The 26,863-nt window shown below is 43.7% G+C and carries 25 protein-coding genes and 2 tRNA genes; 12 read left to right on the top strand and 15 right to left on the bottom strand.

Going from position 1 to position 26,863, the window contains the following annotated elements; translation table 11 throughout:
- Positions 1 to 22: 22 nt before the first annotated feature.
- Positions 23 to 2,329, top strand: a complete 2,307-nt coding sequence (locus ACQEXS_RS03670) for a zinc/cadmium/mercury/lead-transporting ATPase (protein WP_427012879.1) — start codon at positions 23 to 25, stop codon at positions 2,327 to 2,329.
- Positions 2,330 to 2,610: 281 nt separating this feature from the next.
- Positions 2,611 to 3,369, top strand: coding sequence for a uridine phosphorylase (udp, locus tag ACQEXS_RS03665; protein ID WP_367987003.1), 759 nt, complete (start codon positions 2,611 to 2,613; stop codon positions 3,367 to 3,369).
- Between the two features lie 92 nt (positions 3,370 to 3,461).
- Here udp and ACQEXS_RS03660 read toward each other — a convergent pair whose 3' ends face one another.
- Both ACQEXS_RS03660 and metG read right to left on the bottom strand, forming a co-directional pair.
- On the bottom strand, positions 3,462 to 3,941 hold the full coding sequence (locus tag ACQEXS_RS03660; protein ID WP_427012878.1) for a DUF1456 family protein: 480 nt from the start codon (positions 3,939 to 3,941) through the stop codon (positions 3,462 to 3,464).
- A 173-nt stretch (positions 3,942 to 4,114) separates the two neighbouring features.
- Positions 4,115 to 6,175, bottom strand: coding sequence for a methionine--tRNA ligase (gene metG / locus ACQEXS_RS03655; RefSeq protein ID WP_427012877.1), 2,061 nt, complete (start codon positions 6,173 to 6,175; stop codon positions 4,115 to 4,117).
- A gap of 157 nt (positions 6,176 to 6,332) precedes the next feature.
- Here metG and apbC point away from each other — a divergent pair, with 157 nt between their 5' ends.
- The 3 genes from apbC (at position 6,333) to ACQEXS_RS03640 (ending at position 10,517) form a co-directional block, all read left to right on the top strand.
- Positions 6,333 to 7,406, top strand: a complete 1,074-nt coding sequence (apbC, locus tag ACQEXS_RS03650) for an iron-sulfur cluster carrier protein ApbC (protein ID WP_427012876.1) — start codon at positions 6,333 to 6,335, stop codon at positions 7,404 to 7,406.
- A 207-nt stretch (positions 7,407 to 7,613) separates the two neighbouring features.
- Positions 7,614 to 8,255, top strand: coding sequence for a uridine kinase (gene udk / locus ACQEXS_RS03645; RefSeq protein ID WP_367986999.1), 642 nt, complete (start codon positions 7,614 to 7,616; stop codon positions 8,253 to 8,255).
- A 120-nt stretch (positions 8,256 to 8,375) separates the two neighbouring features.
- The gene (locus ACQEXS_RS03640; RefSeq protein WP_427012875.1) at positions 8,376 to 10,517 is read left to right on the top strand and encodes an AsmA family protein; all 2,142 of its coding nucleotides are present in this window, start codon (positions 8,376 to 8,378) and stop codon (positions 10,515 to 10,517) included.
- Between the two features lie 80 nt (positions 10,518 to 10,597).
- On the opposite strand, the gene cobO is transcribed toward ACQEXS_RS03640, so the two are convergent.
- On the bottom strand, positions 10,598 to 11,203 hold the full coding sequence (gene cobO / locus ACQEXS_RS03635) for a cob(I)yrinic acid a,c-diamide adenosyltransferase (RefSeq protein ID WP_427012874.1): 606 nt from the start codon (positions 11,201 to 11,203) through the stop codon (positions 10,598 to 10,600).
- A gap of 87 nt (positions 11,204 to 11,290) precedes the next feature.
- On the opposite strand from cobO, the gene ACQEXS_RS03630 reads away from it, so the two are divergent.
- Positions 11,291 to 11,740, top strand: a complete 450-nt coding sequence (locus tag ACQEXS_RS03630; protein ID WP_427012873.1) for a low molecular weight protein-tyrosine-phosphatase — start codon at positions 11,291 to 11,293, stop codon at positions 11,738 to 11,740.
- 16 nt (positions 11,741 to 11,756) lie between these two features.
- Here the strand turns inward: ACQEXS_RS03630 and ACQEXS_RS03625 are convergent, their stop codons facing one another.
- The 3 genes from ACQEXS_RS03625 to sodB all read right to left on the bottom strand — a co-directional run bounded on the left by ACQEXS_RS03625 (position 11,757) and on the right by sodB (position 13,840).
- A complete protein-coding gene (locus ACQEXS_RS03625; RefSeq protein WP_427012872.1) occupies positions 11,757 to 12,431 on the bottom strand; it encodes an SDR family oxidoreductase in 675 nt (224 codons plus the stop codon).
- A gap of 182 nt (positions 12,432 to 12,613) precedes the next feature.
- Positions 12,614 to 13,123 (bottom strand): VC2046/SO_2500 family protein, encoded by a 510-nt coding sequence (locus ACQEXS_RS03620; protein ID WP_427012871.1) that lies wholly within the window; start codon positions 13,121 to 13,123, stop codon positions 12,614 to 12,616.
- Between the two features lie 132 nt (positions 13,124 to 13,255).
- Complete coding sequence (gene sodB, locus ACQEXS_RS03615; RefSeq protein WP_006962979.1) at positions 13,256 to 13,840, bottom strand: superoxide dismutase [Fe]; 585 nt, start codon at positions 13,838 to 13,840, stop codon at positions 13,256 to 13,258.
- A 272-nt stretch (positions 13,841 to 14,112) separates the two neighbouring features.
- Between sodB and ACQEXS_RS03610 the strand changes: the two genes are divergently transcribed.
- Both ACQEXS_RS03610 and ACQEXS_RS03605 read left to right on the top strand, forming a co-directional pair.
- The gene (locus ACQEXS_RS03610; protein ID WP_367986991.1) at positions 14,113 to 14,448 is read left to right on the top strand and encodes a Grx4 family monothiol glutaredoxin; all 336 of its coding nucleotides are present in this window, start codon (positions 14,113 to 14,115) and stop codon (positions 14,446 to 14,448) included.
- Between the two features lie 86 nt (positions 14,449 to 14,534).
- Positions 14,535 to 16,475: a DNA topoisomerase III gene (locus ACQEXS_RS03605; protein WP_427012870.1), complete on the top strand. Its 1,941-nt coding sequence runs from the start codon at positions 14,535 to 14,537 to the stop codon at positions 16,473 to 16,475.
- 42 nt (positions 16,476 to 16,517) lie between these two features.
- Here the strand turns inward: ACQEXS_RS03605 and ACQEXS_RS03600 are convergent, their stop codons facing one another.
- Both ACQEXS_RS03600 and ACQEXS_RS03595 read right to left on the bottom strand, forming a co-directional pair.
- Complete coding sequence (locus tag ACQEXS_RS03600; protein ID WP_427012869.1) at positions 16,518 to 16,724, bottom strand: hypothetical protein; 207 nt, start codon at positions 16,722 to 16,724, stop codon at positions 16,518 to 16,520.
- Between the two features lie 132 nt (positions 16,725 to 16,856).
- A complete protein-coding gene (locus ACQEXS_RS03595) occupies positions 16,857 to 17,543 on the bottom strand; it encodes an SDR family oxidoreductase (protein WP_427012868.1) in 687 nt (228 codons plus the stop codon).
- A gap of 262 nt (positions 17,544 to 17,805) precedes the next feature.
- Here ACQEXS_RS03595 and ACQEXS_RS03590 point away from each other — a divergent pair, with 262 nt between their 5' ends.
- Together ACQEXS_RS03590 and ACQEXS_RS03585 are read left to right on the top strand one after the other, a co-directional pair.
- Positions 17,806 to 18,729: a histone deacetylase family protein gene (locus ACQEXS_RS03590; protein WP_427012867.1), complete on the top strand. Its 924-nt coding sequence runs from the start codon at positions 17,806 to 17,808 to the stop codon at positions 18,727 to 18,729.
- Complete coding sequence (locus tag ACQEXS_RS03585; RefSeq protein ID WP_427012866.1) at positions 18,726 to 19,208, top strand: NUDIX domain-containing protein; 483 nt, start codon at positions 18,726 to 18,728, stop codon at positions 19,206 to 19,208. Before ACQEXS_RS03590 ends, ACQEXS_RS03585 begins: the two co-directional genes overlap by 4 nt.
- A gap of 42 nt (positions 19,209 to 19,250) precedes the next feature.
- Here the strand turns inward: ACQEXS_RS03585 and ACQEXS_RS03580 are convergent, their stop codons facing one another.
- From ACQEXS_RS03580 to grxC, 4 genes are all read right to left on the bottom strand, one after another.
- Complete coding sequence (locus ACQEXS_RS03580; protein ID WP_427012865.1) at positions 19,251 to 21,053, bottom strand: cation:proton antiporter; 1,803 nt, start codon at positions 21,051 to 21,053, stop codon at positions 19,251 to 19,253.
- A 260-nt stretch (positions 21,054 to 21,313) separates the two neighbouring features.
- Positions 21,314 to 21,404: transfer RNA gene (locus ACQEXS_RS03575), tRNA-Ser, on the bottom strand.
- A 306-nt stretch (positions 21,405 to 21,710) separates the two neighbouring features.
- Entirely contained in the window at positions 21,711 to 22,196 is a 486-nt protein-coding gene (locus ACQEXS_RS03570; RefSeq protein ID WP_427012864.1) for a YkgB family protein, read from the bottom strand.
- A 28-nt stretch (positions 22,197 to 22,224) separates the two neighbouring features.
- Positions 22,225 to 22,494: a glutaredoxin 3 gene (grxC, locus tag ACQEXS_RS03565; RefSeq protein ID WP_367986984.1), complete on the bottom strand. Its 270-nt coding sequence runs from the start codon at positions 22,492 to 22,494 to the stop codon at positions 22,225 to 22,227.
- Between the two features lie 108 nt (positions 22,495 to 22,602).
- On the opposite strand from grxC, the gene ACQEXS_RS03560 reads away from it, so the two are divergent.
- Positions 22,603 to 23,451: an AraC family transcriptional regulator gene (locus ACQEXS_RS03560; protein WP_367986983.1), complete on the top strand. Its 849-nt coding sequence runs from the start codon at positions 22,603 to 22,605 to the stop codon at positions 23,449 to 23,451.
- An 87-nt stretch (positions 23,452 to 23,538) separates the two neighbouring features.
- On the opposite strand, the gene ACQEXS_RS03555 is transcribed toward ACQEXS_RS03560, so the two are convergent.
- The 3 genes from ACQEXS_RS03555 to ACQEXS_RS03545 form a co-directional block, all read right to left on the bottom strand.
- Positions 23,539 to 23,615: transfer RNA gene (locus ACQEXS_RS03555), tRNA-Pro, on the bottom strand.
- 63 nt (positions 23,616 to 23,678) lie between these two features.
- Positions 23,679 to 25,475 (bottom strand): DUF3413 domain-containing protein, encoded by a 1,797-nt coding sequence (locus ACQEXS_RS03550; RefSeq protein WP_427012863.1) that lies wholly within the window; start codon positions 25,473 to 25,475, stop codon positions 23,679 to 23,681.
- Positions 25,476 to 25,502: 27 nt separating this feature from the next.
- A complete protein-coding gene (locus ACQEXS_RS03545; protein ID WP_367986981.1) occupies positions 25,503 to 25,727 on the bottom strand; it encodes a YejL family protein in 225 nt (74 codons plus the stop codon).
- Between the two features lie 85 nt (positions 25,728 to 25,812).
- Here ACQEXS_RS03545 and yejK point away from each other — a divergent pair, with 85 nt between their 5' ends.
- Positions 25,813 to 26,814, top strand: a complete 1,002-nt coding sequence (yejK, locus tag ACQEXS_RS03540) for a nucleoid-associated protein YejK (RefSeq protein ID WP_427012862.1) — start codon at positions 25,813 to 25,815, stop codon at positions 26,812 to 26,814.
- Positions 26,815 to 26,863 lie beyond the last annotated feature (49 nt).

Raw genomic sequence — 26,863 nt, 5'->3', positions numbered from 1 at the left:
AGCAAATTAAGGAGGCCTAACAATGTGTACTAAACACGAAGCATGTCGCTCTGATAAAGTGACATTGAATCCATCTCAACATGGCTCATGTTCGAGCCCGAAAATCAGTTCTATCCAGATGGCAGGAACAGAGCCAGCAAGCTCGGGTTGCTGTTCATCATCGGCGTGCGGAACGAGTACTGACCCAGCCGATGAGGAAAGCGACTCCTTAAGTTCTTCTAGTGCATCGTTTACTTACAGTTGGATTGTCGTGGGGATGGATTGCCCATCTTGCGCGAGAAAAATTGAAACCGCAGTTAACAAAGTTGAAGGCGTTCTTGAAGCAAAAGTACTTTTCGCAACAGAAAAACTGGTGATTAAATCGAATCATGTCGATGTAGCGAATGCTGTTGAGCAAACAATTGTCGATACTGGTTTCACTTTTACAACCACTTCCCAAAGAAAGAAAACGGTTCAACCAAAGGGTTGGCGTCATTTCATTAAGCAAAATGCCAATATTCTTTCTATTGCCTCAGCGATGGCAATTGCCGCTATTTTAAAACCCAGTCTTCCCCAAGTTAGCGAATGGTTGTTCATTTTTACCTGTTTAGCAGGCCTCTATCCGATAGGTAAAAAAGCTATTGCATTAGCGAAATCAGGCACGCCATTTGCGATTGAGACCTTGATGAGTGTTGCAGCTATTGGTGCTTTGTATCTTGGTGAAACCGTTGAAGCGGCAATGGTATTGTTGCTATTTCTTATCGGTGAGCAGCTAGAAGCTTTTGCTGCATCAAGAGCGCGAAGCGGCGTGCAAGCGTTGATGGAGCTGGTTCCTGAAAAGGCGACTAAGATCATCGATGGACAACGTGTTGAAGTGGCCGTAAGTGAATTGTCACCTGACGATATTATTGAAGTATCACCAGGAAGTCGCATGCCAGCAGATGGCAAATTACATGATGCATTAGCGAGTTTTGATGAAAGTGCACTGACTGGCGAATCGATTCCTGTAGAGCGTTATGAAGGTGAGTCAGTTATGGCTGGTGCTGTCGTTGTCGATAAAGTCGTGCGATTGACCATCACTTCAAAGCAAGGTGAGAACGCAATCGATCGCATTTTGCACCTAATTGAGGAAGCGGAATCCCGTAAAGCGCCACTAGAACGTTTCTTAGATAAGTTCAGTCGTTGGTATACGCCATTGATGATGCTGGTTGCGTTAGCTGTGATTGTTGTTCCCCCGTTACTTTACGCTCAGCCATGGGAAACATGGATTTATCGTGGTTTAGCCCTCTTATTGATTGCGTGTCCTTGCGCCTTGGTGATTTCAACACCTGCGGCAATTACGTCAGGTTTAGCCACTGCAGCAAAAAGAGGTGCGTTGATTAAAGGTGGAGCAGCCTTAGAACAACTTGGCAAAATTGAAGCAATTGCATTTGATAAAACGGGAACATTAACCAAAGGTAAACCACAGGTGACGGACGTCTTGTCACAAGGTGAGCTAGAAGTTGATGAAGTTTTAAGAGTAAGTGCTGCGATTGAAATGGGCTCTAGTCATCCTTTGGCCGTTTCTTTGGTGAAACGAGTACAATCTGCTGGTATCGATATTCCAGAGGCTACTGAAAAACAAGCGCTTGTTGGAAGTGGTGTGTCTGGTAAAGTCGATGGTGTCTTGTACCGAATTCTGGCTCCAAGCAAAATTGATTTTGATTTATCAGCCGCCTTGATTAAGAGTGTTGAGACTCTTGAAGAACAGGGGAAAACGGTTGTTCTTGTGATCAAAGCGGATAGTGAGGTCATCGGACTTATTGCATGGCAAGATACGCTACGTGAAGATTCTGCCAATGCTGTAAATGCTCTCAAGCAATTAGGTATTCAGTCGATTATGCTGACGGGAGATAACCCAAGAAGTGCTCGCGCGATGAGCTCTGCAATTGGTATCGATTTTAAAGCAGGTTTGTTGCCTGAAGATAAAGTCCGCTATGTAGAGCAACTGTCCAGTGATTCTTATGTCGCGATGGTTGGAGACGGTATCAATGATGCTCCAGCAATGAAAGCATCAAGTATCGGGATTGCCATGGGGGGTGGTACGGATGTGGCTTTGGAAACAGCCGACGCCGCTATTACTCACAACCGGCTGGTGGAGTTGCCTGCGATGATCGAGCTATCTCGCGCAACACTCTCTATTATTCGGCAGAATGTCACGTTAGCACTTGGCCTTAAAGGTGTCTTTCTTGTGACCAGCTTGCTTGGGATCACAGGTTTGTGGGTTGCAGTATTAGCCGACAGCGGGGCAACTGCTTTGGTGACGCTCAATGCACTTCGCTTGCTCCAATTCAAATCTCGAAATGATTAATTGCAACAGAACTTAACCTCCCCAAATCTAGCCAGAGTCTTCGTACTCTGGCTACCTCGTTTCATATGTAATGAATACGCACTCTTTGCGATAAAGTGTGATGTAAACCGTTTTTATTTGAAATGCGATGAATTATTGCTGCTCTGAGTGAGATCTTAATCACTCTTTATTCTGTGTAGGTTCGTTAGAGTATGTCTGTACCCTATGAATCTTAAGAGCGAAACCATACAGAGAGTGAATAAAAACTGTATCAGTTCGCCACAATAATGGAGAGTTTCCTTATGTCTCAAGCTGTTTTCCACCTTGGTGTAACAGAAGCCGATCTTGCTGGTGCTACATTGGCGATCATCCCGGGCGATCCTGCGCGTGTTCAGAAAATTGCGGAAGAAATGGAAAATCCCGTTTTTCTAGCAAGCCATCGTGAATACACGCTTTATCGTGCTGAGCTTGAAGGCAAACCTGTTGTTGTGTGTTCTACTGGTATCGGTGGCCCTTCTACGTCAATTGCTGTTGAAGAGTTAGCACAGCTTGGTGTTCGTACTTTCTTACGTGTTGGTACAACCGGTGCAATCCAGCCACACGTGAATGTGGGTGATATGATTGTATCGACAGGTTCTGTTCGCCTAGATGGTGCAAGCCTACACTTTGCTCCAATGGAATTCCCAGCAGTGGCTGATTTTGATGTTGCTACTGCAATGAAAGCAGCAGTAGAAGAATCTGGTGCAACTGTTCATATGGGTGTTACGGCTTCAAGTGATACCTTCTACCCAGGCCAAGAGCGTTACGATACTTTTTCTGGCCGCGTTGTGAAGCGTTTCCAAGGTTCTATGCAAGAATGGCAAGACATGGGCGTACTGAACTTCGAAATGGAGTCTGCAACTCTTCTTACTATGTGTGCAAGCTCTGGTCTAAAAGCGGGCTGTGTGGCTGGTGTTATTATCAACCGCACGCAAAAAGAGATCCCAGATCATTCAACACTAAAAGAGACTGAAGCACGCTCAATCAAAGTGGTGGTAGAAGCGGCTCGTAAAATGCTTTGAGGGTAGGGCGCTAGTCGGCGCTATCTAATAGAAAAAACCTCAATCATGGCTGACCAGATTGAGGTTTTTTCGTATTTGGATGAAAGACTTCGTTATGCCACAAACTCTTCTGAATCAGGACGATTAGTAAATTGCACACCGTTTAAGAAGTCGCACAGCAGTTGATCGTCACACGCTTTGTAATTTTTATTGTTTGGTTTACGGAAATATGCACCAACCTCATACTTGCTCAGACTCACCCCCATCAGTTCAAGCACGTCCAATACATCTTCCGCTTTCATGTTCAGTGCAATACGTAACTTCATGAAAATCATGTTATTGGTAAGCTTTTGTTCGGGTTTTGGCTGTTCGCCTTCCTTCTTACCACGCTTTAAATTAATAAAACCGTTCAGAAACAGTGCCAGCTCTTTATCTTTCATTTTAGTTATAGACTTATCCGAATCTGCTTTTAGCCAGTCATTAACTTGGTTCGGCGCTACTGTGGTCTCTGCTTGCTCAAAAGCCTTCATGATTTGAGTGTTTTTCAAATTTAGTGAGTGCTGGATGCGGCGTAAGATTTCGTTATTAGTCACAAGGGATCCTAGTAAGGGAGTGCGCCGAAGAACCGTTCGTCGGCGTATAGGTTGATAGTCGATTTTGGAGGTGACTCTAGCAGAGAGTCGGTAATTTCAACAGAAGTAAAAATCCCCGAAGCATTCCTGCTTCGGGGATCAAGTCGGTCGTATTGTAGAAGGCTAAGCCTTGCTTACATTACGCGCATACCTGGTTGTGCGCCTTCGTGTGGCTCAAGAATCCATAGGTCGCTGCCACCAGGGCCCGCAGCTAGGATCATGCCTTCAGACATACCAAACTTCATCTTACGCGGTTTCAGGTTTGCTACCATTACGGTTAGCTTGCCTTCTAACTCTTCTGGTTTGTACGCTGACTTGATGCCAGAGAATACCTGACGAGTTTCGCCGCCGATGTCGAGTTGGAACTTAAGCAGTTTGTTTGCTTTTGGCACTTCTTCACAAGAGATGATACGTGCGATACGCATATCTACTGCAGCGAAAGCGTCAAATTCAATTTCTTCTGCAATTGGATCTTTATCCAGTTCCGTTTGGCTTGCTTTGTTCTTTGCTGCTTCTGCCGCTTCTTTCGCCGCAACTTCTGCTGCTGCGTCTTCTTTAGAGGCTTCAACCATCGCTTCAACCTTCTTAGGATCGATGCGGTTAAACAGCGCTTTGAACTTAGTGATCTCGTGACCAGTTAGTGGTGCAGCAACATCTTCCCAAGTTAGTTCTTGGTTTAGGAAGGCTTCAGTACGTGCTGCTAGCTCTGGCATTACCGGTTTCAGGTAAGTCATCAGCACGCGGAATAGGTTGATACCCACAGAGCAAATGTCTTGTAGCTCTTGGTCTTTACCTTCTTCTTTCGCCACAACCCAAGGTGCTTTTTCATCAACATATTGGTTTGCTTTGTCAGCTAGTGCTGTGATCTCACGGATTGCTCGGCCGAACTCACGAGTTTCGTATAGCTCTGCGATACGGTCAGCTGCTGCTGCGAATTCGGCGTATAGCTCAGGCTCTGCAAAGTTAGCAGATAGCTTGCCTTCAAAACGCTTCGTGATGAAGCCTGCGTTACGAGATGCTAGGTTGACAATCTTGTTTACTACGTCAGCGTTCACGCGCTGAGTGAAGTCTTCAAGGTTAAGATCAAGATCATCGATACGGCTGTTTAGCTTAGCAGCGTAGTAGTAACGTAGGCACTCTGGATCTAGGTGATTTAGATACGTCGCTGCTTTGATGAATGTGCCTTTCGACTTAGACATCTTCGCGCCGTTTACTGTTACGTAGCCGTGTACGAATACGTTGTTTGGCTTACGGAAACCGCTGCCTTCAAGCATTGCAGGCCAGAATAGAGAGTGGAAGTACACAATGTCTTTACCGATGAAGTGGTAAAGCTCAGTTGTGCTGTCTTTTTTCCAATACTCATCGAAGTCTAGACCTTCAGTCTTGTTACATAGGTTCTTGAATGAACCCATGTAGCCAATCGGTGCGTCTAGCCATACGTAAAAGAACTTGTCTTTCTCACCAGGGATCTCAAAGCCAAAATAAGGTGCATCACGTGAGATATCCCACTGCTGTAAGCCAGACTCAAACCACTCTTGCATCTTGTTTGCTGTTTCAGCTTGCAGTGAACCTGAACGAGTCCACTCTTTTAGCATGCTTTCAAACTGAGGCAGGTCGAAGAAGAAGTGTTCAGAGTCTTTCATTACTGGTGTTGCGCCAGATACCGCTGATTTAGGTTCAATCAGTTCAGTCGGGCTGTAAGTCTCACCACAGTTATCACAGTTATCACCGTATTGGTCTTCTGACTTACACTTAGGACAAGTCCCTTTAACGAAACGATCCGGTAGGAACATCTCTTTTTCTGGGTCAAACAGCTGAGAAATGGTACGGCTAGAGATAAAACCGTTTTTCTTAAGCTCTAGGTAGATGTGCGAAGCCAGCTCACGGTTCTCTTCAGAGTGTGTGCTGTGATAGTTGTCGAAGCTAATATCGAAGCCAGCGAAGTCTTTTTGGTGCTCTTCACTTACTGCAGCGATCATCTCTTCTGGCGTAATTCCCATCTGTTGTGCTTTTAGCATGATTGGCGTGCCGTGAGCATCGTCAGCACAGATGAAGTTTACAGTGTTGCCACGTAGGCGTTGGTAGCGAACCCAGATATCTGCTTGAATGTGCTCAAGCATGTGACCTAGGTGAATCGAACCGTTAGCGTACGGAAGGGCACAAGTTACCAGTAATTTGCGTGGATCGTTTGCCATACTTAATATTCGCTTCTTGAGGTGTATAAAAAAATAGAGAGTAATACTACCTTATCCCACCAGTGACTCCAAGGTGTCAAAGTAAGGATTACCTTAGTTTTTTCAGGGTTCAGTATCCCTAGGTGGAGTGTTACGATTAGGTGCATAAGGAGGACCTATGCGTCAATTCAATTCAAAGCAAGATTTTTGTGATTGGTTAAATCAATTCGAGCACCCAAATTTAGCACCTGAGTGGGCATCGGTTGCGAATATTGTTTCGGTGGAAGCCAATCAATTTAAGATTGAACTCCCTTTTGCAGCAAATACATTAGTGCAAGTTTTATCCACATGGATTGAAGTCGCCCAGCAAAAAGGGGAGGTTGCTCCGTTCTCATTTCAAATTTCAGTTTTACCTAAAGCGTTAGAAAGCCATGTTGCAACGACGGTTAAAGGGGTAAAAAACATCATTGCAGTCACTTCGGCAAAAGGTGGTGTTGGTAAGTCAACGACGTCAGTGAATTTGGCGTTAGCGATTGCTGCATCGGGGGCAAAAGTTGGGCTGTTGGATGCCGATATCTATGGACCTTCAGTTCCGTTAATGATGGGGCAAACTCAAGCCACTCCAGAGGTTCGCGATAATAAGTGGATGCAGCCAGTTGAGGCTCATGGGATCTATACGCATTCTATTGGCTATCTGGTTTCTAAAGATGAAGCGGCCATTTGGCGTGGTCCAATGGCATCAAAGGCACTATCACAGCTGATCAACGAAACGGATTGGCCCGGACTGGACTATCTAGTTATTGATATGCCGCCCGGAACGGGAGATATCCAACTGACTCTTGCCCAGCAAATTCCAGTGGCGGGAGCGGTCATTGTAACAACACCACAAGATCTAGCGTTGGCGGATGCACGTAAAGGAGCGGCGATGTTTGCCAAGGTGGATGTGCCAGTTGTCGGAGTGGTCGAAAATATGAGCTATCATATATGCAGTCATTGCGGCGAAAAAGAGCATATTTTTGGGGCTGGCGGCGCTGAAAAAATGGCCGCAGATTATGGTTTATCCTTACTTGCACAAATTCCATTGCATATTGCCATGCGTGAAGATATTGATTGCGGTAAACCAACGGTGGCATCGAGGCCGGAATCTGAGCATGCGAAACAGTATCTCGAATTGGCTCAGAATGTGTGCAGTCGGCTCTACTGGCAAGGAAAAGCGAAACCAGAATCGATTTTATTTACCATGGTGCAATAACGTTTTATGCAACGAAAACGTTTGCATTTTGTTTGGTTATTCCAATTGCAAAAAACGTGGCATTTTAATCTGATTGCGGCTGGTATCTGTGGGATGAACTCCCTATAATCAGGCGGTTTATTTGGGGTTTGCTCAGAACCATTAGGCCAAGTTTTGTGCCTGCAAACCCTTAGCCATCACCATTCTTAATCATCGGGTGCAAGAATAATGTCTGATAATAATCAATGCGTCATCGTCGGTATTGCTGGCGCATCAGCTTCTGGAAAAAGCCTTATCGCGAGTACTATCTATAACGAACTTCGTGAAAAAGTAGGCGATCACCAAATTGGTGTCATTACTGAAGATTGCTACTACAACGACCAAAGCCACCTGAGCATGGAAGAGCGTGTAAAAACCAACTACGATCACCCGAGCGCACTAGACCATGATTTGCTTTGCCAACATCTAGAGCAATTAGTAAAAGGTGAAGCTGTTGAGGTCCCTGAATACAGTTACTCTGAGCACACCCGTACAGAAAATACATCAACATTGACGCCTAAGAAGGTGATCATCCTAGAAGGTATTCTTCTGCTAACCGATCCTCGTCTTCGCGATTTGATGCATGCGACTGTATTTATGGATACACCGCTGGATATTTGTCTGCTTCGCCGTGTGAAACGCGACGTAGAAGAGCGTGGCCGCACCATGGAGTCAGTTCTGAAACAGTATCAAGAAACGGTTCGCCCAATGTTTATGCAATTTATTGAGCCGTCTAAACAGTATGCAGACATCATTGTTCCTCGTGGTGGCAAAAACCGTATTGCGATTGATGTACTAAAAGCTCACATTGCAAAACTTCTGAAAGCTTAATTTATATTAAGACCGCAAAACTTTATTTTTTCATAGATAAGTGGCACTTTAAGTGCCACTTTCTTTTTTTGGGGCGCTACTTTAATTAATAGGTTCCATATTCAGCAAGGATAATGCGAAATGAAGAAATTATTCCTTTTCATTGCCGTGCCAGTAGTTGCAATTATTGCTGCTCTGCTAGCACTGGTCTTGCTTGTTAACCCAAATCAATTTAAACCGCTGATTGTTGAACAAGCGAAAAAACAAACTGGGCTCGATCTTGTCATTGAAGGCGATATCAGCTGGCAATTCTTCCCATCGATTGGTTTCGAGCTTGGTAAAACCGAACTGAAGAATCCGCAAGGGTTCAGCCAACCAAATCTATTTAAAGTCGACTCGGTTGGAATTGATGTTTCTGTTACTCCATTGCTGAGTAAAGCGTTGGAAATCGGCAACGTGACACTAAACGGCGCAGAGTTTTACCTTGAAACATTGAAAGATGGGCGTCGAAATATTGATGTATTAACTCAAGCTCAATCTACGCAACCAGAGCCTGCTGCTGAAACCCAAACTGAAGCTGCTGCAAATCCGCAATCAGAAGGCGGTGCTTCAGCGGCTTCCGATTGGACAATTAACCTTGCAGGTATCACGGTAAGTAATGCACTGCTTGAACTGCAAGACAAGCAGGCTGGTAGCTTTACTAAGCTGGAAGATGTTTCTTTGTCTTTGTCTGAGTTTGCTTTTGGTCAGTGGACGAAGGCGGAATTCTTAGTCAAAGGTAACAACAATCAACAAACATTCACTGCTTCCGGTCAAGCCGAGTTTAAATTGGCAAAAGGGATGCAGGAATACACTTTGCGTAATATCGAATTGGATACCACCTTTGCTGATCCCACAACTCGAATTGATAGTGCGGCCATTACGCTGGATACCTTCGAGTTCGATAAAGCTAATTCATTAAGCTATGCCGTGAAAGGTCAGGCGTCGGGCTTAGATATTGATATCAAAGGTGCGGCGAAACTGAACGTTGATAAGGCAATCTCTAAAGTTGCAATTAATACATTAACACTGGATGGGCAATTGGTCGGTGATACTCTACCTCAGTCACCAATGAAGGTGGATATGGCGTCAGATCTTACGTTTGATTTGAACAAAAGCCATTTGAGTTTTGTGTTGGAAAAACTGACAGCAAACGCAATTGCACTGGATGGTAAAGCTGATATTACACTGGCAGAGATTCCAAAGGTTCGCTTTTCACTGCACAGTCCGAATATTGATTTGGATGAATTCCTAGGTTTAGGTCAAGCGCAAGAAAGTAAAGCAACTGAAGCGAACTCTGAATCAGGTGAGTCTAAAACCGTTCAAACATCACCTAAAAAACCAGCTCAAGAAGTTGAACCAGACCTTTCTGCATTGAAAACGTTAGATGTTATGGGTGATATCGCCATCGATAAGTTCAAAGCGAATAACGCGAAGATGCAAAATGTGAAGGCTAGCTTCTCGGTTAATCGTGGTATTGCAGAGCTGAAGTCATTTACCTCTAACTTGTATCAAGGTTCAATCAGCGCGAATGCCAGACTCGATGCACGTAAGTCTCCTGCGTCTTACACAGCCAAAAAACGCATCAAAGGTGTGCAGGTTTTGCCACTACTCAAAGATGTGGCTGACAACGACAAGCTGGAAGGTACTGGTAACATTGATGTTGATGTTCAAGGTCGCAGCTTAACGCCAACGGGTATTAAGAAAAACCTAGTAGGAACGATTGCGATTAATTTCGCAGATGGTGCGGTGCATGGTATCAACGTTGCGCAGATGATTCGTGAAAACTATGCCAAGATCAAAGGCAAGTCGCTGGATGATAAACAAGGTGTTCAGAAGACCGATTTCAGTGCAATGACAGCGACGTTGAAACTGAATAAAGGGAACGTCTCGACAGACAATCTGAACATGCAATCGCCTCTACTGCGTATTCGAGGTAAGGGCAGCGCCAACTACATTAATGAAACGGTTGACTTCACTATCAGTACCTCGATTGTAGGTTCTCTAGAAGGGCAGGGAGGTAAAGACATTGATGAATTACGTGACATTACTATCCCAATCAATGTGTCTGGTCAGTGGGCACAGCCGAAGTTCAAATTAGTCTTGGATGATGTGTTAAAGCAAAAAGCAGAAAAAGAGATTGATCGTGGTCTTAAAAAACTCGATGAAAAATTGGGTGAAAAGATCAAAGATGAGAAGACGAAAGAAGCTGTAAATAGCTTAATCAAGGGGTTATTTAACTAGCCTAAGTCTTATTCGTTTGAATGAAACTAAAAAAAGCTGGCGTGAGAGCCAGCTTTTTTATTGCTTGTTGAAGCCGAGTTTTACCAGTCAACACCCTTTAGGGCCTTAACGCCAGATTCAAAAGCATGTTTAACATTACGCACTTCAGAAACCGTGTCGGCCATTTCGATCAGCGTGCGATGAGCCGCTCGGCCAGTAATCACGACAGATTGCATCTTAGGACGTGCATTCAGGGCATTAACCACTTCATCAAGATCGATATAATCGTAGCTCACCATGTAGGTCAGCTCATCAAACAAAACCACATCGATAGAGTCATCTTGAAGCATGCGTTTACATTCCTGCCAGACTTTTTGTGCGGCTTCAGTGTCGGCATCGCGGTTTTGTGTTTCCCACGTAAACCCAGTCGCCATCACTTGGAACTCAACACCTAGTTTCTCAAGTAAGTTCCGTTCACCGTTATCCCATGTCCCCTTGATAAACTGAGCGACAGAGCATTTAAGCCCGTGACCAACGGCGCGAGCAACAGTACCAAACCCAGAGGTTGATTTGCCTTTACCATTGCCAGTAATGACTAAAAGTAGGCCTTTTTCTTCCTGAGCTGCTGCAATTTTCTCGTCAACTTTCTCTTTGACTTTTTGCTGCCTAGCCTTATGCCTTTCATCTTTATGCTGTTGTTCCGTCACGGTAAATCCTTTTCATCTTTGAACAGATGGCTTTATGATACCCGAAGTCAGTGTGGTCAAAAACCTTCTATTAATCAGGGATAAAAGATGAAAAAGATATTGGTGGTATGCATGGGCAATATTTGCCGCTCACCGACAGGCGAGGCTGTGTTACGTGCAAAAGCGAAAGAACTCGGTATCGATGTAGAAATCGATTCGGCTGGAACCATCGGTTATCACGCAGGCAATCCACCTGATCCGCGTTCTAAAGCTGCTGGTGAGTTAAGGGGTTATTCTTTTAAAGGAATTCGTTCAAGGCAAGTTGTTCCACAGGATTTTGAAGAGTTTGATTTTATTTTAGCGGCAGATCGTACCAACTTAGACGATCTTAAAGCAGATTGCCCATCACACTTGCAACACAAGTTATCTCTGTTTCTTTCTCATGCCGCGTCAGATTATGAAGAAATCCCTGACCCATATTATGGTGGAGATCAGGGATTTGAATTGGTGCTCGATTTAATTGAAGAGGCATCAATGTCATTACTTCGTCGCCTCTAAAATCTGATTTCGTGATTTATGCGGCCATCACCCGGCCGCTAAAATAGTCATTGGAAACGATGTACTCTGTATTACGGATCAGTTCATCTTGAATTTCTGCCCACTTAACCTCTTCATCTTGCAAGTTAAGGGAAGGGATCACGCCACCAACACGAATGTTGAAAGGAGTGAGTTCCTTAGCCCAGCTTTGAGTAAAGCCTGCAACCATTGATGTTGCGTTATCAAACCCTGAAAGATCGTGATAATCCTCATGGGAGATCACATTCACTATTACACCTTGCTTTTTCTCCAATCGCATCCTTTCAGCTGTTGCCTGACCAAAGGTGAACAGAGTGCTGGCCATATTCGAAAGTTTTAGGGTAAAGGCTAAAGCGGATTCAGTGTTGTGATCAAGAATTCGCGGCATCGGATTTGCGGTGAGACTGTTGATAAGTACGTCCGGTGAATGCTGCAATTCTCGATCGATAAATTCGAACAACTGATGAATCGATTGCAACGAATAATCTTTGATGGCGTATTGATATACCTCTTCAGAGACACTTCGGCAGCGTTCAAAATTCATTTTTAGCTGGCTTGAGCTTTTATCACATAGGACGACTTTGGCTCCGAGTGAAGCAAAATGCATCGCGAGAGTGCCACCTAACAGTGAACCCGCGGAAGTTATTAATATTACGGCTTTTTTTATGTCCATAGCATCCTCTCGCGTTTCTTCCCTGTCCTCAATATGTCCACATATCATGGTTGAATAGCTGTGTTTTAGGTGTGAATAAGCTCAAATAACTTGTGTATGAACTGCGAATTAATGCAATTATTTGCACTTATTCACATAAACTCGATTTGCAATTGAATAAGTATGAAGAAATGAGACGAATATCAGGCCTGAGCTTGAATATGGAAGCTACGTTGTGCACTTACTAGTTGATTGTATAAATCTGCGGGAATAACAGTACGAGGCTCTTTCTCTGCTAGGTGGCGACGTTGGTGACCAGACAGGTTGTGATAAACTTCTTCGGGGAGATCAAACGTTTCTTCTGGCATGTATGCGAGTACTTCAGGTGCCAAATAATGGTGAAGTTTTGCGCCGGGTAAACCGCTGTTGTGGAACAGTTCAGCTTGCTTAGCGGAAACTGGGTATGACTGTTGATCTGAACGGAGTTGCTGTGGTGGTTGTAGCTCGAAACGTTTTCGTAATAGCTGCTCAGTAGTTTCCTGCTCATCAACTAATTCGACGGGGGTATTGTCACGAACGTCATCAGAAAACATCGACATAATCAGAGAAAAATCAGCACGGCGTCCTTCATGCACGGCGTGGTTGATACCGTTGCCGAACTGAAGTTCGCTAATGATGCTGGCTTTATCTAGAGTATGAATCTGAGTTTGCATGTTTCCTCGCTTGATGCCTATGTATCGACACAGTGATGAGGAACTTGAGATTAAATACCCGATAGAAAAGAGAAAAGCCAGCTAAGTGCTGGCTTTTTAATCGACTAAATCCAAATCCTAAAGGAGAGGGAATTATTTCGCTAGGTTTTCTGCAACGAAGTCCCAGTTAACAAGTGCCCAGAAACCATTCATGTAATCTGGACGAACGTTACGGTAATCGATGTAGTAAGCGTGTTCCCAAAGGTCAACAGTTAGAAGTGGAGTAGTACCTTCTTCTGTTAGTGGCGTTGCTGCGTTAGAAGTGTTCACGATGTCTAGAGAACCGTCAGCCTTCTTAACTAGCCAAGTCCATGAAGAACCGAAGTTGTTGATTGCAGAATCAGTGAACTTCGCTTTGAACTCTTCGAAAGAACCGAATGCTGCGTTGATAGCGTCTGCAACTGCGCCTGTTGGTTCACCGCCTGCATTTGGTGCTAGGCAGTGCCAGTAGAACGTGTGGTTCCAAATTTGAGCTGCGTTGTTGAATACACCACCAGTCGAAGTTTTGATGATCTCTTCTAGTGTTTTGCCTTCGAACTCAGTGCCAGGGATCAGGCCATTTAGCTTCACAACGTAAGTGTTGTGGTGCTTGCCGTGGTGGAAATCTAGAGTTTCAGCTGAGATGTGTGGTTCTAGTGCGTCTTTCGCGTAAGGAAGAGCTGGTAGTTCAAATGCCATTGCTCGATTCTCCATTATGTATGAAAGAGTTGGACTCTTTCCGATTGCTTCCAAATGTTATTATTTGATGCTCGGCTTTCTGGCCCAGCACTGTCAATTTGACTGACTTGCGCTACAGTTTAGCAAGTTTTTACTTTATTAAAAGATAGAAATGTAATTTTATATATGAAATTTCTTTATGGCATAAAACCATACAGAATCTAAGTTTTTTTATTTTTGCTGAATGGTTTAATATGTCGGGATACTTGCAGTAACTCCATTAAGAGGAAGCAATGGAAACTATTGATAAAATCAAACAGCAAATCGCAGAGAACTCGATCCTTTTGTACATGAAAGGTTCACCAAAACTTCCTAGCTGCGGTTTCTCTTCTCAAGCGGCGCAAGCCCTAATGGCATGTGGCGAAAAATTTGCTTACGTTGATATTCTTCAAAACCCGGATATTCGTGCAGAGCTACCGGCATACGCACAATGGCCTACTTTCCCACAACTATGGGTTGAAGGTGAGCTAATTGGTGGTTGTGACATCATCATCGAAATGTTCCAAAAAGGTGAGCTTCAACCATTAATCAAAGAAGCGGCAGCTCGCACAGCATCTGATGAAGAATAATACTGTTTAAATTTACAGTTTTTCTTGATTTCTAAGGGCCACATTCGATAATGTGGCCCTTATTGTTTCTGTATAACCACTTGTTTATGTCTCGTCTGTTTATTGCCGAAAAACCAAGCCTTGGCCGCGCGATTGCTGCTGCACTTTCTGGGCCAAAGAAAAACGATCAAGGATTCATACGCTGTGGTAACGGTGATGTGGTTACTTGGTGCATTGGTCACTTGCTAGAACAAGTTGAACCAGACGCTTATGACGAGAGATACAAAAAGTGGAATATGGCTGACTTGCCTATTGTTCCAGAACAGTGGCAGCTTCGTCCGAGAAAATCCGCCAGTAAGCAGCTCACCGTGGTTCGCAAGCTCTTAAAAGAGAGTTCACAAATCATTCATGCGGGAGACCCTGACCGAGAAGGACAATTGCTGGTTGATGAGGTGTTGGATTATTGCAAAGTCAGCAAAACCAAAAAAGAAGCCACTCAAAGGCTCCTGATCAGCGATCTTAACCTACCTGCGGTAAAACGTGCACTAACGCAAATGCGCAGCAATCGTGATTTTATTCCACTCTCCGTTTCGGCATTAGCACGCTCTCGTGCTGATTGGCTGTATGGTATGAATATGTCTCGTGCCTATACCTTACTTGGGCAAAAAGCGGGCTATCAAGGCGTGTTGTCGGTTGGACGAGTCCAAACACCCGTTTTGGGGCTGGTGGTTCGTCGTGATGAAGAAATAGAAAATTTTATCCCCAAAGATTATTTCACACTTCATGCGCTGATCCCTTATCAAGATGGAAGTTCATCTTTTGACATTCGCGCACGATGGAAACCAAGCGAGGCGTGTAAGCCTTGGCAAGATGAAGAAGGGCGGATACTCAATCGAAAACTGGTGGAAAATGTTGCCAGTCGGATTGCCAACCAGCCTGCGAAAGTAGTGGAGTCAGAGCAAAAACAAACAAAACAGTCTGCGCCGTTACCTTATTCCCTCTCTGCATTGCAAATTGATGCCGCTAAACGTTTTGGCATGAGTGCCCAACAAGTATTGGATACATGTCAGGCATTGTATGAAAAACACAAATTGATCACTTACCCACGCTCAGATTGTCGCTATTTACCATTAGAGCATTATAGCCAAGCGGCAAGTGTGTGTGATGCCATTAGCAATAACACGAAAGAGCTAAGCGGTGCAGTTAATGGCACGAATTTAACGCTTAAATCGAAAGCTTGGAACGACAAAAAAGTGGACGCGCACCATGCGATCATTCCGACTCCAAAAAAAGCGGCGATGAATGGCTTATCTGGCAATGAGATGAAAATCTATCAACAGATCGCTAAGCAGTATTTAATGCAGTTCTATCCGCCTGCGGTTTATGCTGAAGCTAAGTTAGTGTTTGATATTGCTGGCGGTACATTCATTGCGAAAGGGCGACAACTAGTGTCGGCGGGATGGAAAGAACTGATGGGAAAGGTGGATGACGAAGATACTGGTGTTGACACTGTTCCTCCTCTTGCTGACGGCACAGTGTTAACGTGCCGTGAAGGTGAAATTAAAGACCGAAAAACAGAACCACCAAAGCATTTTACTGAGGCGACATTATTACAAGCGATGACGGGGATCGCTCGTTTTGTGGCAGATAAAGAGCTGAAAAAAATCCTCAGAGAAACGGATGGCTTGGGCACGGAAGCGACACGAGCAGGTATTCTGGACACCTTGTTTAAGCGCCAGTTACTGAAGCGACAAGGGAAAAGTATTTTGAGTAGCGAAGCCGGGCGAGGATTAATTCATGCTTTGCCAACAGAGTCGACGTATCCTGATATGACAGCACATTGGGAGCACCAACTTCAAGGCATGGCTGAGAGAAACCATGCGTATCAGCCATTTATGCAAGCGCTTCATGAAAGAATTACGACTTTGATGCAACAAGTCAAAACAAGCCCTGTACCGGAGTCATTGCGATACTTGCCAAAAGTAGAACGGCCTGCATTCAAAAAGAAAAAACGGACTTATGCGAGAAAAGGAAGTTCAAAGAAGTAGTTTGGGTTTGAGCCAGCCAAATAATTGGCTGGCTTAATATCATTATTCGAAGTCAGCCGAATTTTCTTTGATGGCAGCAATCACTTCTTGTGGTGAAAGAACGCGTTTATCCAGCTTCTCTTTCACTTTTTTACCTAGCTCAATTAATGTATCACGGTTTGCTTGAGTTTGACGTTTTTCTGCTGTTCTCAGGCAGTAGTTTAGCTCGTGTTCTTCGCTGAAATTAACGAGATCTTTATCTGCGGACATTATTGTTCTCCTTATGTAACTAGATAATGTGCATGATCCAATTTGCAACAAAATGTTCTAATTTCAATCAAGTTAACGTTATATCAACAGAAAGTACCGAAATTACGACACACTAACGAGGCAAGCTTGAGACTACCAAGGAATCATCTGGCCTTCATAATTCAAGAACTCACCGGAGTGTTGGATTGTCGCGTTATCTATGACTTTTATTAAACCGCTCGCAGACGTTTCAGTATCGATTAATGCATTTGGCCCACCCATCTCAGTTTGTACCCAGCCAGGGTGAAGGGCTAAAACCGTGAAGCCCTGAGGTGTAAGATCGTTACTTAAGCTCTTAACCACAGAGTTTAAAGCCGCTTTTGAAGAGCGATAAATATAGCCCCCACCAGAAGTATTCTCGGTCATGCTACCGACTTTTGAAGACAAACAAGCAATCTTCTTTATCTGACTATTTCGCATATTTTCACAGAAGGACTCCACCAGTTTGAGTGGTGCAATGGTGTTGATTTCGAATACTTTTCTCCATTCATCGACATCGGTATGACCAAAACCGTACCCTTTTGGACCGTAGTATCCTGCGTTGTTAATCAATAAATCGATTTGAGGAAGCTGCGATGAAAGCTTTGTTACCTCTTTATAATTGGTAATATCGAGTTGATGGCAATGTAGTTTAGGGTACTGATCAATGAGGCTCAACAGCTCGTTAGCATGAGTGTTACTTCGATAAGTTGCATGAACTTGCCAACCTTTTGCTAGATAGATTTTGGCAAGGCTAAAGCCGATGCCTCGGTTTGCTCCGGTGATAAAGACAGTACTCATAGTCTAGTCCCGCTTGGTGAAGTTTTCGTTATTGTCTTAATTCAAGACTACAAGGTCAATCATCAGCCAAGAAGAGATAAACATGGTCGAAAACAGGCCGATAGCGGCTAAGCTACCGGTTAACACACCTAAAATTAGGAAAAACCGAGAGTGAGTCATAATAGCATTGTTATGTAAATGATAATTATTATCAATAAGGCATAATTGCTATCGTTTAGCAAGCTGATAACATACGTATAACTGAGATGTGCAATGTTTTTTCATGATCCCATTAATTTACCACCCCATTTATTCTCAACTGTCGTTACCTCAAGGGCATCGATACCCAATAAACAAGTACCGATTGTTGTACGACGAAATTTGTTTAGCGAGTAAAGACAACCCTGCTTGGTGTCATACTTTCTCTTTTGTTGAGCCTTTGCCACTGACAATCGATATGGTATCTAAAACGCATTGTTCTAAGTACGTCGATGCTCTGAGTTTAGGGTTACTTCCTGCGGCAAAAATGCGTCGAATTGGTTTTCCGTGGAGTGAACGTTTGATTGAGCGAACATTGCTCTCATCAGGCGGAACCTGCTTAACAGCAGAGTTGGCTGTAGTACATGGGGTTGCGATTCACCTAAGTGGTGGTTACCACCATGCACATTATGATTTTGGTAGTGGGTTTTGTTTATTTAACGATTTGGTTTTAGCGGCAAATCATGCATTGGGCATGGATGGTGTCGATAAGGTCTTGATTGTCGATAGTGATGTTCATCATGGAGATGGGACTGCGACGTTGTGCGCAGATAATGATGACATTGTGACTTTATCTTTCCATTGTGAAAAAAACTTTCCGGCAAGAAAGCCGAACTCTGATCTCGATATTGCTTTGCAAAAAGCTGTTACCGATGATGAATATTTACCGCACTTTCGTTCTGTTGTTGAAATGGCAGTCAATATCCACCAACCTGATCTCATCATTTATGATGCTGGCGTAGATATTCATGTTGATGACGAATTAGGTTATTTCAACGTATCACAGCAGGGGATCTACATTCGTGATGAATTTATGTTGAATCTTGCCAAGGTGAAAGAAATTCCTATTGCTTGTGTTGTCGGGGGAGGGTATCGCAGTGATCACAGAGCGTTGGTTCCGCTCCATATGCAGTTGATTGAGGCGGCTTTTAATGTGGAGAATTTATGATGCAACATCGTATTCGTGCTGCGGGTATTTTGATTGAAAATAACAAGATTCTGCTTTTGAAAGTCAGAGATTTTTCTGGCGAATACTGGATTCCTCCAGGTGGTGGGTTTGAAGCAACTGATATTAGTACCAAACGGTGTTTACAAAGAGAGTTTAAAGAAGAAACAGGATTAGAGATTGATGTCGGATCGCTTATCGCTGTGCGTGAGTTTCATGAAATGACATTAGAGCGATTTAATGCTGAGTTTTTTTATCATGTTGAGTCTTATCAGGGGGAGATTACGCTGAGCAACTTGAGTGGGATGAATGATGAAGAGTTCATTCAGTGTATTGAATGGGTCGATTTAAATCAGCTTTCAGGGCTGCGTACTTTCCCCTCTGACATGCTATTTATCGTAAATCAAGTGATGAGTCATCAATTTAGTGAGCACCTTGGGTGTTATATCCAAGGTGCTCAAGAAAAGGTCAATCAGCTGTAGGTTGATGATGAAGCAAACGTACAGAGAAACTCGATTTTCTAACTAACGAAGCTCGTCTTTGCTTTCGTTTTCTTTGATCAAAGCGACAATGGTTGATCCAGCGTTAACCTCAGGTTGTTTAGTTGTGCTGAACAGAGCAACTTGATTACGAGCATCAACAACAAAAAGCGGTAGCAAGAGTGCATTTTTATACTGGTTTTGATAATCCTCGAAACTGAATGCATCACTAATTTTTGTGTGCTTTATCTCTGCGCCCTGGTTAATTAGGCTTGCTAACTTTTTGTAGCTGGTGGATTCTGCAAACAAGGTTCGACCATGGTGTTGCTCTGCTGCAATATGTTTATCATTCCCTGTTTTATTGCCATTCAGCCCGTAAACGCTCTGCTCACCAAACTCATTTAGGAAATGCATTCCTGCCATTACATTTAAATGCTTGTCTGGTGTCATTGCCATGACTTTACCGATACCAATTAAGTTAAGGTATTCATCGGCATGGCTCGACACAGGGTTACCATAGTAAGTCTCAAGCCCAGACATGCGCGCTTGGCTGATGTAATCCCAGTTTGAATCTGTCACCACAACTCTACAATCGTATTTTTGCAGTGCTAAACCAACCGTTCTTGCCACATCGTTGGCACCTACAATCATAAATCCACGCGGCGAAGGTTCTGCAACATCGAGCAGTTTAGCCATTGGTCTTGCGGAAATACTTTGTAGAACAACGGTGCCGATGATCACCATGAAGGTGAGGGGGACCAATAGTTGTGCTCCGTCGACATTGGCTTGAGTGAGTTTAATGGCAAAAAGAGAAGAAATTGCAGCGGCGACAATACCTCTAGGTGCGACCCATGCTAGGAAGGCTTTCTCTTTGAAGCTCAGTTGGCTGCGGAATGTTGAAATAAAGATAGAAGCTGGGCGAGCAATGCATTGAATCACAACAAAGAGCAATGCGGCAGCCCAGCCTAGCGCATGGAAGTCATCTAATGTAATCCGAGAAGCAAGCAATAAAAATAAGCCTGAGATCAGTAAAATAGTCAGGTTCTCTTTAAAGTGGAGGATGTGTTGGATGTTGACGTCTTTAGCATTCGCTAGCCACATTCCCATCACTGTGACGGCTAAAAGCCCGGCTTCTGATTCGATGGCATTAGAGCCTGCAAATACACCTAGTACCACAGCTAAAACAGCAAAAGGTTGAAGATATTCTGGCAGCATGTGTCTTCGCAGCACAACGGCGATGAACTGGCCAGCGACCGCTCCCAGGATTAAGCCTACAGCAATGATGATACCAAAGACTTCAACACTGTGGATTTTACTGCTTGATACAATAAATTCGTACACAATGACGACGAATAAAGCGCCGATTGGGTCAATTAAAATCCCTTCCCAACGGAGAATATTTGCCAGTTTTGCTTTCGGTTGTACAGTTCTGAGTAGCGGCACAATAACGGTCGGCCCCGTTACCACGGTCATACTGCCGAATAACCAAGCTAAGGCCCAATCAAAGCCAAGAATATAATGTGTGGCGCAGCTAGTAATTACCCAAGTGACCAGAGCTCCCAGTGTCACAATGCTTTGGACCGTTTTGTTCACTTCTCGTATTTCTTTGAAGTTCAGCGTCAGACTGCCTTCAAATAGAATTACTGCTACAGATAAGGAAATGAGTGGGAATAAAAGATCACCAAAAAGTGTGTTCGGTTCAAACAGACCAGTAAAAGGACCAATGGTTAACCCTGCTATTAATAGCAATAAGATGGCTGGAAGTTTTAGCTTCCATGCTAGCCACTGGCATCCAAGACCAAGAACACCAAGGCCCGCAAGCGTTAAGCCAATCATTTCTTCATGCATGTATTTTTCTCATCTGTAATAAGTGCTGGCGTGTTATACCAAACTTCATACAATTTATTGTGTTTTTATATGGGTTTGTAACCTAGCTTAGATAGGGATAAATGAAAACAAAAGACTCTTTTAGAGTTTGTGTGGATGATATTCAATATCGAATATAAGACAGTTTTATATGTCGTAGTATTAGGGGGATTTGATACCGGTGTGATGTTTTCCCCTGAATGCAAAAAAGCCCGCTAATTGCTTAGCGGGCTTTTCAAATGTGGCGGAGAGATAGGGATTTGAACCCTAGATACGCTATTAACGTATGCCGGTTTTCAAGACCGGTGCTTTCAACCACTCAGCCATCTCTCCGTGTGGGGCGCATAATATAAAGCTTTGAAACACTTGTAAACCCCTAAAGTTACTGTTTGCTTTAATAGTAAGCACATTTAGATAAATAAAGGTCTACATTAACCATTCCGGATATTTAGTAACCAGCATCCATCTTTTCTATGCTCCAGTTTGTTAGATTGGCGGTCTGAAAGCACTAAAAGAGTCAGTAGTACAAGGAAGTAACGTCATTTGCGAATGATAATGTGAGAGAGGTTTTATGTTATTTTTTTTTGCGAATTCACTATTTAGAACCTAGAGGGCCGTAGCTCTCTAGGTTCGATGGGTTTAGTTATCGCGTAGAAGGGCTTTTGCGAGCAGAGATAAGGCTGCAGACAGTAGCACAATATCTTTTAATAGGAATTGTCCTGGAACGACTGATATCGCTGGAAAACCGCCGAGGCTCGCTTCGGTTACCGGTGCCGTGAACAGGAAACTCGTGGTTACAGCGAAAGTGATCGCGGCACTGGCAGCGCCAACTAGCGCAAATACTCTGTGGTAAGGGGCAAGTAATAGAGCCAGAGCGGTAGCGACTTCAACTGAACCAATCAGGTTAGAGGCGCCTTGCAAGCTAAAAACATGGTAAAGCCAGCTAGTTAGTGGGCTTGATGCAACTAAACCTTCAATAGCGCCTGCTTCGTAACCTGTAAACTTCATGCCTCCAATCCATGCTAATACAATAATAATTGAGTAACGAATTGCTTGGTTGGCAAAGTGGTCAAGTGAATAAGCCCAATCGCTTTGTCTGGCTTGCGTGCTGTGAATATGATTCATAATAAATTCTCCGTAATAATCTGGTTTGTTATCGGTTAATACCTTCACGAGTCAACACCTGTTCAAAGTGTCCGTTGTGAATACTGGCATTCAAGTCTTGATTACCACCGATATGTTGAGTGCCGACAAAAATCTGAGGAACGGTCTTACGCTGGCTGCGTTTGGTCATTTCGTTAAAGAGTGAAGGTGAATCACTCACATCGATTTCTTGATAGGCTAACCCCATGTTCTTCAAGGTGAGTTTTGCGGCTTTGCAGTGAGGGCAGTAGTGTTTGGTGTAAAGGATAATTTGGCTCATGCTGTTACTCCGTGATGTTGGTGTAGGAGTAATTTATCGTTTGTATGAAATACTATCTATGCATGATAATCTCTAATTAATACATTGATCGTATAAGGTGTGGTGCTGATGGAAGTCATGAGTGATATCTTGCGAGCAATTCGCGTTGCTGGCAGTGTGTATTTTTGTAGTCAAGTAGAGGCGCCTTGGCGCAAAGAGTTTCATGGCTTGGAGCATGCAAGTTTTCACATGATTCGAAAAGGAGCCTGCTGGGCAAGAGTCGGTGATGATGTCGAACGGTTAGAAACTGGAGATTTAATTTTTCTCGGCCCAGGTCAAGACCATGTCTTGTCGAGTTTGTCGCCCGTAGACGGTGAAAATCATGAAGAACCGACTCTGTTACTATGTGGCTCATTCAGCTTTACTCGTACAGCAACAACCCCTCTTTTAGACGTCTTTCCGCGTGTAACAATCGTACACAGTAAGGATTTAGCACAGCATGTATGGTTGAGAAGTACGTTTGATCAGTTAAGTGCGGAATATATGGCACAGGGACCGGGCTCAGAGCTTATTGTTAACAAGCTGACCGAAATTATTCTGATTGAGCTCATCCGAATTAATTTTGGTCGAGAGAAAGCAAGTCCGTTTCTGGAAGCTCTGACAGATAGGCGCATCTCACATGCATTGCGATTACTGCATGATCGGCCCGATAAAAACTGGACACTAGAGATAATTGCAAATCAAGTAGGTATGTCACGAGCGGCATTTGCAAATCGCTTTGCTGCATTGGTTGGACGGCCAATGTTTCAATATTTGACCAACCTTAGAATGCAAAAAGCGGAAGAGCTATTGCGAGAGTCGTTGTTATCAATCGACCAAGTTGCGGAGCAGGTTGGCTATGAGTCAGAGCGAGCATTTACGTTAACGTTTAAGAAGCATGCAGGAACCACTCCTAAACGTTTTAAAGCAGAACAATAACAATTGAAAACAAAAAGGAATTTAGGCGATGAAAACTAAGGTATAGAAAGACAAAAAGAGAGCCGAAGCTCTCTTTTCTAGGTGTAATGGTCGGACTGACTGGATTTGAACCAGCGACCCCCGACACCCCATGACGGTGCGCTACCAAGCTGCGCTACAGTCCGATGAAGACTAATCTAAACAACAAACCCGTAATGGTCAATATTGAATTGACCTAATGCACTGATTTAATTGCTTTTCGCATAAAATCTCTGCAGCTCAGTCAAGCCTTGCATTAATACTGGTAGCGTCGGGTTCTCATCTTTTAAGCGTTTGTATTGGCTGTCGTACAGTTTGTAGTTACCAAACTTATCAATCACTGTCGTGTCTTTGTTGGTGATCAGAGCCAGTTCACGAGAATCACCTGCCAAGATCCATTTGCGGCTGCGTTCATCAAATAGGTTGCGTCCACTACTAAAGTCATTTGGGTTTGAAGAGACGCCCAACAAATCTTGCAACAAGGTGACAGAAAGATCTAAGTGACTTGTACGGTGGCTGTAAGTCGCGGCAACTTTTCCTGGCCAATGGATAATCATCGGTACTTGTAGTTGATAGCGACTGTAGTTGGTATTTGAGCCCCAGCTGTTTGTCTTCGTTTCATTGAATTCAGTACCGTGATTAGAGGTAATGATGATCACGGTGTTTTCGCTTAATTCAAGCTGAGCGATTTTATCGAATAAGACTTCGAGCTCTTTATCTGCACTTTGTGCAGAGGCTTGATAACCAGCGATAAGCTTATCGGTAGTAGACCCTGTTCCTTTGGCATACTGGCTAAAGTTATCAAGCGTTGTTAGCTCAATAAAACCAAACCACGGTTTGTTGGCGTCTTGAGCCCATTCCGCCCATGCTTCAATCGCTTGCTCGTCTGGTGTTTGTACATCAGTGAATGCGATACCAGTAAACTTCATACCGCGGAACACGGTTTCTGCATAGAGACTTTCTTCAAAGTTGTCGCCACTAAACAAACCAAACTGATAGTCTTGCTTTTCTAAGGTATCAATTAATACTGGCTTAGATGCTTGTGCTTTGATGCTACTCGCATAGCTGCTTGGTAAGCCGTAGAAGAGTCCAAACGCGCCAAAACTGTCGTTACTTGAGCTGTAATGGTTAACGAAGTTTTGATTATTGTTAGCGAAGCCAAAAGTGTTTGGCATTGTTTCTTCAGTTAGGGAATCCGCACGTAGGTTATTCACACTGACCACTAAAACATTGAGTGGGTTTGCACGACGGTCAAACTCAATCTTTTCGAGAGGGTAGCTAACTAAATCAACGTTACTTTCACTTTCTTGTAGGCGCTTGAGGTATTCATCGCGATCAAGTAAACCATGACGCTCCATAAACGATTTCGCAGTCATCGGATAGGAAAGTGGGAAGTTAGCTTTTTGCGCCGTAATTGGATTGTAAAAGTACGCATCGGCCCAAACGTAAATCAGATGGCTGGTAATAAAGCTAACAAAGAAAATAGCAGCGATAGGACGGCCAACGTGCTTGTGTGAAAGTTTGCGTTGTTTGCGCCACACCCATTCGGATAGCGCGAGCTGCAATAAGAAGATGAGCGGAAGTACGACAAATAGGTGCTGAAGATCGGCACTTACCGTGCTGGTTTCATCATTGAATAATACTTCCCATACCACAGGTGTTAAGTGCAGATTTATGGTTTGATAAGCTTGAGTGTCAATGAGTAATAGGGTTAAACCAACGGTGGCAAAACATACCGCCACCAAGCGAAAGAGCTTGCGTGACGGTATTAAGAAGGTAAGCGGGAACAGAACTAACAGGTAAAGTGCAAAAACCAGAAACCCAAAATGCCCGACCCAAGATAGCGCGAGATAAAACTGTCCAAGCAGCGTTTCAGGCCAAGGTGATTGCGTGATATAACGGGTACCGATCAGCATCGCTGCGATAATATTAAAGAAGGCAAACCAGTGCCCCCAACCAACTAAACGGGATACGCGTTCTCCGTATGTGTTTCCGTTATCTACCATGTATTGTTCTGTTATCCGGTTTTAAATTTAGTGGATGTTTTCTTCGATAGAAGAAATCAAAGCCTGTGCAAATTTTTCAGCAATCGCCTTGCGTTGAGAGGCCGCTACGTTTTGGTTTAAAACGTTGGTAGCGATATTACCTGCGATCATCAGCGAAAGATCTGGACCTGCGCCATGCTTTTCAAGAACGGCTGCAATTTCAGTCAGGATCGACTCAACTTTTTCGTCGCTGTATTTAGATGTAATCGGCATAAAGACTCTAATGATGATAGTAAAGCGGCCTATGATAACCTACAATGCCTGACAACTGAAACCTAGAACGACGATAATTTTCATCATGAGCCTTCACTTATCAAACGTTATTCTTCATCAGCTTCGTAAAAATGATTCAGACGAGTTGATGGTTAACTTCCGTGCGGAATCTTTAAGCAATGATACGTCAACTGAAAATCTAGTTGCTGAGCTGCATCGCGTTTTCAACTCAAAGGCTGGTAAAGGCTTTGGTTCTTTCCAGTCTGACAGCGATTTTCAAAACTGGTTGCAAGAACTTCGCCAAGGTAATCAAGATTTTTATGGTTTCTCACAAATGAGCGCTAATCGCTTGAAAGATGAGTTATCTAAATATCCCTTTGCAGACGAAGGTATTTTGGTTTTTGCTGAATATCAGGCATTAGCCACTGATTACTTGTTTGTGGGCATTATTCCTTCAAACCAAAGCCTTAAAGTCACTGAAGGGCTTGAAATTAGTGCGACTGATTACTTGGATTTGAGCAAGATGGATATTGCCGCTCGTATTGACCTGTCCAGTTACGAGAATGATAAAGAGTCAAACCGCTACCTCACCTACATTAAAGGGAGAGTTGGCCGTAAAGTTGCAGACTTTTTCCTCGATTTTCTTCAAGCAGAAGTTGGTTTGGATACCAAACAACAAAACCAAGTATTGATGCAAGCGGTTGAAGATTTTTGCTCTGATGCGAAATTAGAAAAAACAGAAGTCAATGAGTATAAGAAGCAAGTGTTTGACTACTGTAATGAACAGATCAAATCTGGAGAAGAAGTTCAGGTGAGAGAGTTGTCTGGAGAGCTGCCTCCATCACAAGATGGCACGAGCTTTTTAGACTACACACAAGAGCAAGGGTACGAGTTAGAAGAGAGTTTTCCGGGAGACCGCTCTACCGTGAGAAAACTGACTAAGTTTGTTGGTGCTGGTGGTGGACTAACCATTAATTTCGATAGCCTCCTTTTGGGTGAGCGAGTGTTTTACGATCCTGAAACCGATACGTTAACTATTAAAGGAACCCCACCAAACCTTCGTGATCAGCTAACGCGAAATCGCTAATTTTATCCGCATTATCTTTGCAGGGTTTGAAGTGTAACGGCAGTTTTAA

The organism is Vibrio sp. TRT 17S01 (assembly GCF_050113695.1).
In the GTDB taxonomy this organism is placed as follows: Bacteria; Pseudomonadota; Gammaproteobacteria; order Enterobacterales; family Vibrionaceae; genus Vibrio.
This window is presented reverse-complemented; position numbering and strand designations above follow the sequence as displayed.

Excerpts from the sequence above, each read along its gene's own strand:
- ACQEXS_RS03670 (WP_427012879.1), top strand. The coding sequence starts at position 23 with ATGTGTACTAAACACGAAGCATGTCGCTCTGATAAAGTGACATTGAAT.
- udp (WP_367987003.1), top strand. The coding sequence starts at position 2,611 with ATGTCTCAAGCTGTTTTCCACCTTGGTGTAACAGAAGCCGATCTTGCT.
- metG (WP_427012877.1), bottom strand. The coding sequence starts at position 6,175 with ATGGCAAACGATCCACGCAAATTACTGGTAACTTGTGCCCTTCCGTAC.
- apbC (WP_427012876.1), top strand. The coding sequence starts at position 6,333 with ATGCGTCAATTCAATTCAAAGCAAGATTTTTGTGATTGGTTAAATCAA.
- udk (WP_367986999.1), top strand. The coding sequence starts at position 7,614 with ATGTCTGATAATAATCAATGCGTCATCGTCGGTATTGCTGGCGCATCA.
- ACQEXS_RS03640 (WP_427012875.1), top strand. The coding sequence starts at position 8,376 with ATGAAGAAATTATTCCTTTTCATTGCCGTGCCAGTAGTTGCAATTATT.
- ACQEXS_RS03630 (WP_427012873.1), top strand. The coding sequence starts at position 11,291 with ATGAAAAAGATATTGGTGGTATGCATGGGCAATATTTGCCGCTCACCG.
- ACQEXS_RS03625 (WP_427012872.1), bottom strand. The coding sequence starts at position 12,431 with ATGGACATAAAAAAAGCCGTAATATTAATAACTTCCGCGGGTTCACTG.
- ACQEXS_RS03620 (WP_427012871.1), bottom strand. The coding sequence starts at position 13,123 with ATGCAAACTCAGATTCATACTCTAGATAAAGCCAGCATCATTAGCGAA.
- sodB (WP_006962979.1), bottom strand. The coding sequence starts at position 13,840 with ATGGCATTTGAACTACCAGCTCTTCCTTACGCGAAAGACGCACTAGAA.
- ACQEXS_RS03610 (WP_367986991.1), top strand. The coding sequence starts at position 14,113 with ATGGAAACTATTGATAAAATCAAACAGCAAATCGCAGAGAACTCGATC.
- ACQEXS_RS03605 (WP_427012870.1), top strand. The coding sequence starts at position 14,535 with ATGTCTCGTCTGTTTATTGCCGAAAAACCAAGCCTTGGCCGCGCGATT.
- ACQEXS_RS03600 (WP_427012869.1), bottom strand. The coding sequence starts at position 16,724 with ATGTCCGCAGATAAAGATCTCGTTAATTTCAGCGAAGAACACGAGCTA.
- ACQEXS_RS03595 (WP_427012868.1), bottom strand. The coding sequence starts at position 17,543 with ATGAGTACTGTCTTTATCACCGGAGCAAACCGAGGCATCGGCTTTAGC.
- ACQEXS_RS03590 (WP_427012867.1), top strand. The coding sequence starts at position 17,806 with ATGATCCCATTAATTTACCACCCCATTTATTCTCAACTGTCGTTACCT.
- ACQEXS_RS03585 (WP_427012866.1), top strand. The coding sequence starts at position 18,726 with ATGATGCAACATCGTATTCGTGCTGCGGGTATTTTGATTGAAAATAAC.
- ACQEXS_RS03580 (WP_427012865.1), bottom strand. The coding sequence starts at position 21,053 with ATGCATGAAGAAATGATTGGCTTAACGCTTGCGGGCCTTGGTGTTCTT.
- ACQEXS_RS03570 (WP_427012864.1), bottom strand. The coding sequence starts at position 22,196 with ATGAATCATATTCACAGCACGCAAGCCAGACAAAGCGATTGGGCTTAT.
- grxC (WP_367986984.1), bottom strand. The coding sequence starts at position 22,494 with ATGAGCCAAATTATCCTTTACACCAAACACTACTGCCCTCACTGCAAA.
- ACQEXS_RS03560 (WP_367986983.1), top strand. The coding sequence starts at position 22,603 with ATGGAAGTCATGAGTGATATCTTGCGAGCAATTCGCGTTGCTGGCAGT.
- ACQEXS_RS03550 (WP_427012863.1), bottom strand. The coding sequence starts at position 25,475 with ATGGTAGATAACGGAAACACATACGGAGAACGCGTATCCCGTTTAGTT.
- ACQEXS_RS03545 (WP_367986981.1), bottom strand. The coding sequence starts at position 25,727 with ATGCCGATTACATCTAAATACAGCGACGAAAAAGTTGAGTCGATCCTG.
- yejK (WP_427012862.1), top strand. The coding sequence starts at position 25,813 with ATGAGCCTTCACTTATCAAACGTTATTCTTCATCAGCTTCGTAAAAAT.